This is a genomic window from Xanthomonas sp. 3793 (assembly GCF_024806835.1).
GTDB lineage: Bacteria > Pseudomonadota > Gammaproteobacteria > Xanthomonadales > Xanthomonadaceae > Xanthomonas > Xanthomonas arboricola_F.
Map to the genome: position 1 here is coordinate 392,025 of NZ_JANTYU010000004.1, position 12,153 is coordinate 404,177.

General features: G+C 57.1%; 9 protein-coding genes. All 9 read right to left on the minus strand.

What is annotated here, in order from left to right; genetic code table 11:
• Nucleotide 1: 1 nt before the first annotated feature.
• Nucleotides 2-922 (minus strand): NAD-dependent epimerase/dehydratase family protein, encoded by a 921-nt coding sequence (locus FHY18_RS15185; protein ID WP_259156526.1) that lies wholly within the window; start codon nt 920-922, stop codon nt 2-4.
• Complete coding sequence (gene gmd, locus FHY18_RS15190) at nt 900-1,934, minus strand: GDP-mannose 4,6-dehydratase (protein ID WP_259156529.1); 1,035 nt, start codon at nt 1,932-1,934, stop codon at nt 900-902. The genes FHY18_RS15185 and gmd overlap by 23 nt, the downstream gene beginning before the upstream one ends.
• A 43-nt stretch (nt 1,935-1,977) precedes the next feature.
• Nucleotides 1,978-5,634, minus strand: coding sequence for a glycosyltransferase (locus FHY18_RS15195; RefSeq protein ID WP_259156531.1), 3,657 nt, complete (start codon nt 5,632-5,634; stop codon nt 1,978-1,980).
• A complete protein-coding gene (locus FHY18_RS15200) occupies nt 5,634-6,920 on the minus strand; it encodes an FkbM family methyltransferase (protein WP_259156533.1) in 1,287 nt (428 codons plus the stop codon). Before FHY18_RS15200 ends, FHY18_RS15195 begins: the two co-directional genes overlap by 1 nt.
• Nucleotides 6,920-8,140: an ABC transporter ATP-binding protein gene (locus FHY18_RS15205; RefSeq protein ID WP_259156534.1), complete on the minus strand. Its 1,221-nt coding sequence runs from the start codon at nt 8,138-8,140 to the stop codon at nt 6,920-6,922. The genes FHY18_RS15200 and FHY18_RS15205 overlap by 1 nt, the downstream gene beginning before the upstream one ends.
• Nucleotides 8,137-8,931, minus strand: a complete 795-nt coding sequence (locus tag FHY18_RS15210) for an ABC transporter permease (protein WP_259156535.1) — start codon at nt 8,929-8,931, stop codon at nt 8,137-8,139. The genes FHY18_RS15205 and FHY18_RS15210 overlap by 4 nt, the downstream gene beginning before the upstream one ends.
• A 47-nt stretch (nt 8,932-8,978) precedes the next feature.
• Nucleotides 8,979-10,166, minus strand: a complete 1,188-nt coding sequence (locus FHY18_RS15215; protein WP_259156537.1) for a cystathionine gamma-synthase — start codon at nt 10,164-10,166, stop codon at nt 8,979-8,981.
• 89 nt (nt 10,167-10,255) lie between these two features.
• On the minus strand, nt 10,256-11,626 hold the full coding sequence (locus FHY18_RS15220) for a pyridoxal-phosphate dependent enzyme (protein WP_259156539.1): 1,371 nt from the start codon (nt 11,624-11,626) through the stop codon (nt 10,256-10,258).
• A gap of 238 nt (nt 11,627-11,864) precedes the next feature.
• Nucleotides 11,865-12,083: a YdcH family protein gene (locus FHY18_RS15225; protein ID WP_002814034.1), complete on the minus strand. Its 219-nt coding sequence runs from the start codon at nt 12,081-12,083 to the stop codon at nt 11,865-11,867.
• Between the last annotated feature and the right edge of the window lie 70 nt (nt 12,084-12,153).

Below are 12,153 nucleotides of genomic sequence, written 5' to 3' on the forward strand. Positions count from 1 at the left end.
ACTACCCCTCCCTCATATCCTGATCTCCATTGGGCGCTTCGAGCATCCATCGCAGAGTTTCCTTCAGGGGTCTTGCTGCTATCGCACCAATCACTTTCTTCAGCTTGCCGCCATCACCCACCAAACGGCGGACATCGTTTGGACGAATAAAGCTCGGATTCACCCGAACATCTAAAGAGTGTCCGGATAGACTCTCCAACGTCAGAACCACGTCATTCAAGGATGTCTCGACCCCCGAGCAAACGTTGAACACGTCGCCATTTCCAACCATTGGCAACAATGCAACATACGTGTCAACCACATTCCTTACGTCGTTGAAATCACGTATGACGTCCAGATTTCCAAGCTCAATGAAATCTGATCTCCGTTGAAAATGCGAAACAATCTTTGGCAGCAGGTACTTTTCGTCCTGCCCTCTGCCTGTGTAATTGAATGGGCGCACGATGGTCATCGCTAGTTGCCCGCCCCATAACTTAGCCATGTATTCCATCGATAACTTGCTGACAGCGTAGTCATTCTGAGGATTGACAGCAAAGCTCTCGTCGACATTACCCTCGACGTTTCCATACACATTGGCGCTGCTTGCCAATACGGTGTGTTTCGGACGATGAGCGAGAGTAGCAAGGGCGCTCAGAATGTTTCGCGTACCCAATACGTTGATGTTGTAAATTTCATCAACGTCATCGTGCGCAACAAACGCCTTAGCTGCTAGATGCAGAACGTAATGCGGCTGCGCCATAAGCGCAGCCTCGAGTACTTGTTGCTTTTGGGTAAGGTCAACGTCGGCATCCAGTCCTTTCCCCCAGCCGACTACCCGATAACCGGCATCCTCAAGTGCGGCACACGCATATCGTCCGGTAAACCCCGATGCACCGGTCACTAAGACCCTGAGTGGAGAACTAGAAAGAGAAGCCACGCTCATTCCTTCGCAAATCCGCTTCGACCATCATCTGACACAGTTCTTCCAACGTCGTCTTGGGAGTCCAACCCAGCACCGCCCGAGCTTTGCTTGCGTCGCCGACCAACAGATCGACTTCCGCCGGGCGATGGAAGCGCGGGTTGATGCGCATCACGACTTTCCCATTGGACTGATCAATGGCAACTTCATTTTCGTCGTTGCCACGAAACTCGACGTGCATTCCTGCGCCCTTGAAAGCCATTCGTACAAAATCTCGCACAGTTTCAGTACGATTGGTTGCCAGTACAAATGTGTCCGGCTGATCCGCTTGCAGCATTCGCCACATCCCTTCGACGTACTCCTTTGCAAACCCCCAGTCACGCTTTGCATCCAGGTTTCCAAGCTCCATACACTCCAGTTTTCCAAGCTTAATCTTGGCAACCGAGTCTGTAATTTTGCGAGTCACGAATTCGCGTCCACGCAACGGACTTTCGTGGTTAAACAGTATTCCACTGGAGCCAAAGATGTCGTAGCTTTCCCTATAGTTCACCGTCAACCAATGCGCATATAGCTTGGCCACACCATATGGACTACGGGGATAGAAGGGAGTTTCTTCAACCTGCGGAATAGCCTGCACCTTACCAAACATCTCCGAGGTAGATGCCTGATAAAAACGAATCGAAGGATCAATGAGCCGAATCGCCTCCAGTAGATGCAGTGCTCCCACACCGGTGATTTGCGCGGTCGTGGCAGGCTGCTCGAAGCTCACACCGACAAAACTTTGAGCCGCCAGGTTATAGATTTCATCCGGCCGCACCTTACTAACCAATGCAAACGTTGCACCTTGGTCGGTCAAATCGTACTCAACCAAGTGTAGATTTGCATGGGACGCGACCCCCAGCTCCTCCATTCGCCAGAAGTTTACCGAACTCGTTCTACGGAAAGTGCCGTACACCTCATAACCCTTCTCCAATAGCAACTGCGCCAGGTAAGCGCCATCTTGACCACTGATACCGGTAACGATCGCTTTTTTCATTTACATACTCTCTTAAAGTAAAAACTCATTTTTTGGATATTATTTAACTGGACCGAGACAGGAAGGAAGCGTCAACTCTCTGGGAGCACAATGCACGAATTATATTCGACAGCCGTCGCCCCAACCGCGAGTATCGATGCGCTTCGCGCCATTTCAGCGCTACCTGGTTGCTCTCGTCCAACAGCCTGGAATTCTCTACTATCGCTGCAAGCCCTGAAGCCAGGTGCGCCGGGTCCGTGCCTGGCAAGCGAACGACCGCGTCGCCAACATCGTCAAAGATGGCAATTGGTGTAACTGCGACTGGCCGGGTGGTCGCCAAACCGTAACGCACTGCGGCGCTCGATGATTCCGCAGTGCCCTGATACGGGAATACAATCAGGTCAGTGTCATGTAACAATTCAAACGAAAGCGCTTCCGGCAGATAGTCCATGTGAAATTCCACTCTTTCAGCCAGATCTAGACGGGAAACTAAGTCACGTAATTCCACGGCAAGCTTCTCAGATTCACCGACTGGATATATGGCATTAACCATTCTCAAACTTACGTCGTGACCCCGCGCCACCAGCAATGCGACCGCCTCAATTAGCTGCGGCAGCCCCTTATGTGGAAGGCAGAATCCGTATGACCCCAAACGGAATCGACGCCCGGTCGTTTTTTTTGTCCCGGCCGGCACGACGGGTAGATCAACGATTCCATGCGGGAAAATTGCAACATTATCCACAAGCCCAAGCACTTTAAGTCGATTGAGATCACTTACCGAATGCACCAAGATTCTGTCACACAGACGTAACGCATCAACCAACATGGCTAACTTACGCTCTGGAACGTGCACAGGATCCTGTGTCGCATGCATCATGACTACAATGGCGCGTCCCGCTCGTTTCTGTGCTTGCAGGAGACGACTCAGCGCCTTGAACTCGAAGAAGCCGTACTGAAACTGAATTACCACAACCTCGGCATTGACTGCGTGGAGTGAAGCCTCGAGTCCCAACAAGTCATCTGGGGCCGAGGAATCCCAGCAGCGGTGGACATTCATTGCATCGGGCTCAAGCTGATCAGTTGCATGAGGAGAAAGGATATGTACTCCGTAACCGAGATTGCCGATGAGATGCTCGGAGTAGCTTGCAATGCCGCACTTCGTTTTCCACGAGCTGACCCAAGCTGTCACTGGCGCGCTACGTCGAGGCGGGCTGGCGGCAATCTGGCGCACAAGGTTTTCGGTCCGCGCAGCGACGTTTTCCCATTGGAACCGCTCTAAAAGCAACGCCTGAGCTTTTTTAACCTTAAACATTCGCTGTTCGTCAGGCAATCGGTGAAGCTCTCGCATGATCTCTGCAAGATGGTCGCGATCAGGCTCCGCCCACACTGAGTTGAACATCCCGAAATGGCTCTGCGCCCTTTCAAACGAGTAGTCCACTAGCCAAGCGGTTTGTTCGTTGCAAAAATCCAGCTGCCCCCCCCAACCAGTCGTAATCACCCCTAGACCCGACATCATGGCTTCCGCCATCGGCAGCCCGAATCCTTCCGCCCGACTTGGCGCAACCAGGACATGCGATGTCTCATATAATCTTTTCAAGCGAGGCTCAGAAAGATCTTCTTCGATGATGCGAACATCGGGAAAATCCTCACGCGCTCCACGCGCCTCTTCTACCCAACGCCTAATTTCGTTATGCGGATTCGCGAAGGTTTTAATTACCAGCGTTACGTCATCACTGCTATTGAACGCATCACCGAATGCCTTTAGCAACACATCCGCACCCTTACGCGGGAAACACGAAGAGACATGCAGGAAACGAAATTTCTTGCCCTCGCACGGATATGATTTATCACTATGCACGCGCGTCCAATGATCGACCCCTGCTTCGCCCACAGAGATGGGGATGCTTACTCCGCTGTCGATCAGGATCTTTTCGACATGGTGCGACAGTGCGCTTATCCCTTGCAGTGCGTCGTTGAAGGCGTCGGCCCACTCCCAAGGGAACTCGGATTCTTCCCACGCGTAGTCGTGGAGCAGATTGAACCGCGAGCGCATGTCCGCAACGCGGGGCGGATACAACAACCTGCTGCTGACATCCGCCTCTGCCGGCGGCAAAGCAGGCTCGCGCGCGTGCAGTTGCGCGACATCCTGCCTGGAAGCGAGAAACTGGGCATCCGCCGCGAAGTCGCCCGGCCCTTCGGTCGAATGTAGAGCGACGTCGTTACCACGCTCTCTCAGCGCCAATGCCAATTCACGATTGACCAGAGCCAAGCTGTAACTGCTGTCAAATGGCCCCTCGACACGCCACCGCAACCGGAGGGGAAGATCGCCGTGGTAGCGATGCGCTTGCAACGCAGTGACCTGATTCTCTGCAATCGCTGCAGCGACATCGACCAGATCTTGCTGAGCCGGTGTTGCAGCGTCGCTGCCAAGCGCCGCGATCTCTTTAACCAACTCCGCCTCACCACGCTCCACTGTCTGTACCGCAACTGGCCACAGCGGTGTGTGTACCAGCGCTTCGTGCCTGGACTCGAAGGCCTCCAACGCGCGGCGCGCACTGGCATCCCAAGAAAACTTGCCGGCTTGCACCGCGGCATGCTCACGGAGGCTCTGCGCAAAAGCTTCGTCAGACAAGACGCGCAACATGCTGCTCCTGATGGCTTGCACATCGCATGGGTCGAACAACGCATCGCTGCGACCAATTACCTCGGGCACACTGGTCAAGGACGACCCTATGGTCGCGGTACCGCAGGCCATAGCCTCGAGCGCCGGCAACCCGAACCCTTCATAAAGCGAAGGAAACACGTATAGCTCGGCTGCCGCATACAGGAGCACCAGCTCCTTGTCAGAAACGTAACCGGCAAACACGATGCGATCTTCGGAAAGTCCATAACGGCGCGCAAGCAGCTGTAGCCGCTCCTGTTCGAGCGGGGGAAGCTTGCCGGCTATCACCAATTGGCAGGCGCGGAGCTTTTCGGCAGGAAATCCGGCAAATGCCTCGACAAGCCGACCGGCGTTCTTACGGCTATCCATCGCGCCGCTGTACATTACATAGCGATCCTGGATCCCGTGGCGCGATAGGAGCGCTGCCCGCTCTTCATTCGACAAGACGTGTGGACGAAATATTTCGGAGGCAGCGGACGAAATATTGACAACACGCTGCACGTCCAGTCCCAGTGACTCGATTGCCTCGGCACGTGCGTGCTCGGAGATCGCGAGCAAAAGGTCGGCCCGCTTCAATGAGGCGATCTTGGAGCTGTACCAGTCTTTGACCCATTCGGCTGCAAGATACTCGGGATTGTGCAAAGGGATCAGATCGTAAAGCGTGGCAGCAGTCCTGACCCCAGACTGATGACCGATCGACGTCACCACCTGATCCTGAGCTCCTTCGATCATGCTCGATACATGCACCATATCCGGCAGCAGGTCGCGCAAAAATGCTTCACGCACACGTTCAGCAGCCTCTCGCCGCCAGGTATTGCAACCCTCCTGCCAATGGGTAGGGGCTGGGGTAGTGAAGGAGACTATCCGCGACTGCGGAAGCAGTCCGTCGAACACCTCGCGCAACTCGTCAATCCCAGGCATGTGCCCATTTACGGCAAGCCAGAACTCGTGACCCTTGCCGTTGCGCACCATGGCCTGAGCCAATGCGGCAGAGTACCGCCCAATTCCCCTAAAGCGACTCTCGCTCTGCACGCCCTGCATGTCGATGACGATACGCATCAGCGCTTCCTCTCCGCCATCGCCTGCTCAAGTTGGATAAGGATCCGATTGGCACGGGGCGAGAGCTGCGCTCGCTTGAGGGCATTCGCAGGCAGACCGTCGACAGAAACCGCTGAGGGCCCCATCTCGACCGCAAGCCCGGCGCGAACGGCGAACCGCTTCAATCGCAACATCAGTGCAGGCTGCTTTCGCAGAACGGCCGCGAGCGGCTTTTTGATCGCGGGGCGGATCAGAGCGAAGCGTATCGCGCGCATAAGCAAGCGCCGCGTCCTGCGCTTAGATGCACTGACCAACAGCTGGGCGCTTTGGCGCAAACCAACACGCAAAGGCACAGTCAATCTCCAGCTCCGGCTGGACTTGATCAGGGAAATTTCAGACCGCATCTCTTCCGCCGTATGCCACCAGTAATGCGCCACTCGCTCGCTTTCGCGCAACGTGTCTCTCGTCTCGGCCAAGGCGATGCGCGATGAAGCTACCTCACGCTGAGCGAAAACCAATTGATCGTTGACGCTAGCGATTTTTTCACCGAGCTCGGTAATTCGGTCACGTGTGGCATCGAGTTCCAGCGCGAGCTTCCTGGCTTGCTCGCCGCGCTCCCAATCGGCGTACCTGACAAATAAATCGAAGCAATTGGGCGGCACCGCAAAGCGTTCGGAAAGATCGGCATGTTCCCGCGCAAGATAGAAACGGTTCAAACCGTCGAAATAGACTTCGTCATATCCCGCATCCAGCACGAGGTGGGACCACTCGTGCGACACGTCGGTCTGGGTGTTTGGCATCGTTGATTCGATGACCACCACCCATGGCCTGATTTTCGAAAAATCCATCCCACGCAGCACCTCGCCTTCGGCACCCTCCACATCGATCTTTAGAAATTGAACCGTGCTCAGCGCAGCCTGCTCAATGACATCGGTCAAGGTCCGCATAGGCACGGCGGTTTCGGACACCCGCGCTCCTTGGGCGGCATAGTCTCGCGCCATGGCGGCGTCCATCGTGGACAGACCGCTGTCGAGCACCCGATAAAATGTCACTTCGCCTGAGCTTGCACCGACTACAACCGGAAGGTTGATGTCGTCGGGACGATCCACGGCCAACAGCGCATGCCACTCCTCCACGGGCTCAATGTTGATTCCGCGCCACCCCCGTTCATAAAACGCTCGCGTGACAGAGTCGTGGATTGGATGCTGGGCTCCTACATCGACATAGACTCCGCTCTCCACCCCGGAAAAAGCACGGTGGAGAATAACGTCTTCAAAGTTCTGCGCGTAGCTGATAAACGTTGACATCAGCGCAGCACCTCGATTACGGGAGGAATCCAAGCAACACCGACAAAGTTTGGGCTATTTGCATTGATTACCGAAAATGTCAACGCCAGTTCCCGCCATTCGTAGTTGTTGACCAAATGGGTTTCGGTGCTGACCAAGGCAGTGGCGACAGAATAGCTGCCAGGACCCAACGCAGCGCTGAAACGAACCTCGTACTCGACGAGCTCCCCTGCGCGCAGTTGCCCAAGTGGCTGTTCCGTATAGTGCGTGTTCGTACCGAAAACCGCTTGCCCCAGACGATCCTTTATCATGTATCCGAGCACAAGACGCTCAATGTCCGCATGCACTCTGACGCCTACGCGCAGCGATACCTGCTGTCCAACCTCGACGACCTCCACAGGCATTCCGGCTTCGTTGAAAAGCGCGATCGAATCGACCGTCGCCTCGCGCGAGCCCGACACCACTTGCTCTCGCCCGGACGCATGCTTATTCACTACCAGCGAGGCATTCTCCCGTTCGGCAATCAGGGCGTTGTAGTAATCCATGACGTCGTCCGGCGCTGCATCCAATAGCACTTTTCCAGAATCGAGCAGAATGGCGCGGTCACAAATCGCCTGAATCGCCGAGCTATCATGGGAGACCAGCAGCAACGTGGTGCCGAGGTCACGGAACTCGCGAATCCGCTTGAACGACTTGTGCTGGAAGTAAGAATCGCCTACCGAAAGCGCCTCATCCACAATGAGTATGTCTGGTCGGAACGCCGTTGCGACGCTGAAAGACACCCGCATTTGCATACCGCTAGAGTAAGTGCGCATCGGCTGATCGAAATATTCGCCAACCTCGGCAAATTCTTCGATCGCAGGCATGGCAGCTTCGATTTCAGCATGACCATAGCCCATCAACCCTGCAGAGTGATAAGCATTTTCCCGGCCTGTCAGGTCAGCATTGAACCCCATCCCCAGTTCCAGAATTGCCGCAATCTTGCCGGTACAGACAACTGAACCTTCGGTTGGCCTAGTTGTTCCGGTAATCAACTTGAGCAACGTGCTCTTTCCTGCACCGTTATGACCGACGATGCCAACGGTCTCGCCGGAAGCAATCGAAAAACTCACACCGCGCAATACCCAATGCTCCTCCGCTGGTCGCGTCGGCACACCTAACCACGACGCGACACGCGCCCACTCGCTACCCCACCGTCGATATGCCTTTCCAATGCCATCTACGGTCAACATGCCACTCATAAGACATCCACCATTTCAGGACTTGCCTTTCTAAACATTAGTAAAGCAAAACTCATCAAGAGCAGGGCGGCAATCACCAACCACCCTAAACCCGCCCACTCTGGCGGCTTACCAAATACCAGAACATTCTGGTAGCTCGTGATCAGTGGATAAAGCGGGTTCAACTTAAAGAAGTGCTGCACCGAAGGCGGCAGGATGTTTACGTTGTAGACCACAGGAGTAAGCCAGAAAAGCGCTTGCAACACTACTGGAACAACTTGCCCCACATCACGCATAAAGACGTTCAATATTCCCAGAACCATGCCAATACCTAGACCCAAGCAAAGGGTTATTAGCATCAGCACAGGCAGCCATAGGGCCTGAATATCGGGTACATGCCCCAGCACGGCAAATACGCCAAATATCGCAACACCCAGGAGTGCATTATTTACAAGCACACTCCCTCCTGCGATGAAGGGCAGACAGATTCTCGGAAATGCCATTTTCTTCATCAGGTTACCGCTTTCAATGAAGAGGTTGAGGCATTTTCCAAGTATCTCGGCGAACAACGTCCAGCCAAGCGTGCCCGCCATCAAGTAGAGAGCGTAGGCATATTTGTTATCGATGCCGGGCAGCTTCGCCGCCAGCACCTCCGACAGGATCAGCGCAAAGATCAACACCTGCGCCAGAGGATGGATAATCATCCATAGCCCGCCGAGCTTGCTGCGAATGAAGCGCAACCGCAATTCGTTGCCGATCGAGGAGAATACGAAGAAGCGGTAGCGCCAGAGCGCCAGAAGCATGTTTTTCACTTGGATGTCCGTTCGTTACAGATGAGGCAAGCGGTGTCTGCGCGCGGTCAGAAACTCAAAGCCCGCTCCAAATCCATCCGCAAATCCGCTAGCTCCTCAACCCCCACACTCAACCGCACCAGCGCATCGCTGATACCAAGCTGCTCGCGGCGGGCCACAGGGATCGAGGCGTGGGTCATGACGGCGGGATGGTTCACCAGGCTTTCCACACCGCCGAGCGATTCGGCCAGGGTGAACAGTTCGGTCTTTTCGCAGAAGCGCTTGGCTGCCTCAAACCCGCCTTTGAGCACGATGGAGACGATGCCGCCGAAGCCGGACATCTGGCGCTTGGCCAGTGCGTGCTGCGGGTGCGAGGCCAGGCCGGGATAGATCACCTTCTCGATGGCGGGGTGGGTTTCCAGCCACTGCGCCAGCGCCAGGGCGTTCTCGCAGTGCGCACGCATACGCAGCGGCAAGGTCTTCAATCCGCGTAGCGCAAGGAAGCTGTCGAACGGGCCTTGCACGCCACCGATGGAGTTCTGCAGGAACGCCATCTGTTCGGCAAGTTCGGCGTTGTCGCCAACGACCGCAATGCCGCCCACCATGTCCGAGTGGCCGTTGAGGTACTTGGTGGCCGAATGCACGACAATGTCCGCACCAAGGCCGAGCGGGCGCTGCAGCATCGGCGAGGCGAAGGTGTTGTCGACCACGATCAGCAGGCCGTGCTTGCGGGCGATGGCGGCAATCGCCGCAATGTCGACCAGCTTGAGCATCGGGTTGGTCGGGGTTTCGATCCAGACCATCTTGGTGTCGGGACCAATTGCGGCTTCGAAGGCGGCCGGGTCGGTCAGGTCGACGAAGCTGAAATCCAGGCCGGCGGTGCGACGACGCACACGCTCGAACAGGCGGAAGGTACCGCCATACAGGTCGTCCATCGCCACGACGTGGCTGCCGGCATCCAGCAGCTCCATCACGGTGGAGGTGGCGGCCATGCCCGAAGCAAACGCGAATGCGCGCGTGCCGCCTTCCAGCGCGGCAACGCAGCGCTCGTAGGCGAAGCGCGTCGGGTTATGGGTGCGCGAGTACTCGAAGCCCTGATGTTCGCCCGGGCTGGACTGCGCGTAGGTGGACGTCGCATAGATCGGCGGCATCACTGCGCCGGTGCTGGGATCTGGCGACTGCCCTCCATGGATCGCCAGCGTTGCAAGCGCCAATGCGCGCTCGCCATCGTGGCCTTTGGTCGTGCTGTTGGACATGGAGGTTCCCGGAAAAAGTGGGCGATTGTAGCAAGCAGGTCTGAACGGCCAATGCCGCGCGCCTCACCAGCGCGCGCGGCATTGCGCGGTCACTGCACGCGGCGGCGCAGGTAGTTGAGCAGGTCGATGCGGGTGATCAGGCCGAGGAACTGCTTGCCGTCCATGACGATGGCGACCTGGCCGCGGTCGAACACCGGCAGCAGCGCCTCGATCGGCGAGGCCACATCCAGGCGGTCGAGCTTGCTGACCATTGCGGTGGAAATCGGGTCGCGAAAACGCGCTTCATCGCCATACACATGCAGCAGCACGTCGCTCTCGTCGACGATGCCGACCAGTTCGCCGTCGTCGATCACCGGCAGCTGCGACACGTCATACAGCTTCATGCGCTGATAGGCGGTGGTCAGCAGGTCCTTCGGGCCCACCACCACGGTGTCGCGCTTGTTGTACGGGCGCAGGATCAGGTCGCGCAGGTCGCCGTGTTGCGGGCGTTCCAGGAAGCCGTTGTCGAGCATCCAGTAGTCGTTGTACATCTTCGACAGATACTTGTTGCCGGTATCGCAGACGAACACGAGCACGCGCTTGGGCGTTGTCTGCTCGCGGCAGTACTTCAGCGCCGCAGCCAGCAAGGTACCGGTGGACGAGCCGCCGAGGACGCCCTCCTTGGCCAGCAGCTCGCGCGCGGTGTGGAAGCTTTCGGCATCGCTGATCGAATAGGCCTTCTTGACCCGGGTGAAGTCGGAGATGTCCGGCAGAAAATCTTCGCCGATGCCTTCGACCAGCCAGCTGCCGGACTTCTCGCTGACCGTGCCCTCTTCGATGTACTGGGTCAGGATCGAACCCACCGGGTCGGCCAGTACCAGCTCGGTGTGCGGCGAAGCGGTGGCGAAGGCGCGCGACAGGCCGGTCATGGTGCCGGAACTGCCGCAGCCGAACACGATCGCGTCCAGCTGGCCGTCCATTTGCGCCAGGATTTCCGGACCGGTCCCGAATTCGTGCGCGGCCGGGTTGTCCGGGTTGCCGAACTGATTGATGAAATATGCGCCGGGGGTCTCGGCGGCGATCCTGGCGGCCAGGTCCTGGTAGTACTCCGGGTGGCCCTTGGCCACGTCCGACCGGGTCAGCACCACATTGGCGCCCATGGCCTTGAGATTGAAGATCTTCTCGCGGCTCATCTTGTCCGGCACCACCAGGATCAGCTGGTAGCCCTTCTGCTGCGCCACCAGGGCCAGACCCAGGCCGGTGTTGCCGGCGGTGCCTTCCACGAGCGTGGCGCCGGGCTTGAGATCGCCGCGCCGTTCGGCCGCTTCGATCATCGACAGCCCGATGCGATCCTTGATCGATCCGCCGGGATTGTTCGCCTCCAGCTTGAGGAACAGCTCGCAGACACCGGTGTCCAGGCGCTGGGCCTTGACGATCGGCGTGTTGCCAATCAGTTCGAGTACGGAGGAATGAATCGCCATCGGGATATCGTCGCTGCGCCGCGCGGGCTAGACCGGTCATTATCCGACGAACCGCCGGGGAATGCTCATCCAGGCGGGAAACGATCGTGCCCGCCTATGAACGAGCGTGCTCAACTGCTCGAAACGCTGGCGCCTGGCGGCGCCGGCATCGGCCAAAACAAGGACGCGGACGGTGGCAAGCCGACGAGGAGGCCGCCACCGCCCGCGACGGTGAACTTGTTCTAACGGTGGGGAAGGATCAGTGCGTGAGCTGGTCGTACATCCGGGTGAGCTTTTCTTTGGCCTGCAATTTTTCGCGTTTCATCTGGCCCAAGGTCACGTCGTCGATGGGGAGTACCCCAAGTTCGGCATCCATGCATTTCTTGTTCAAGAGCTTGTGGCGTTGGTACAGCTGCTTGAACTCGGGATCGGACTTGACCAATGCGTCGATTTCGGTCTGCGGTTGCCCTTCGAACATGGCGTTACCTCCTTCACTTAAAACAAGAACGCCCCGGCCGCGGACGGCGCAGGGCGCTGCTTGGGAATGG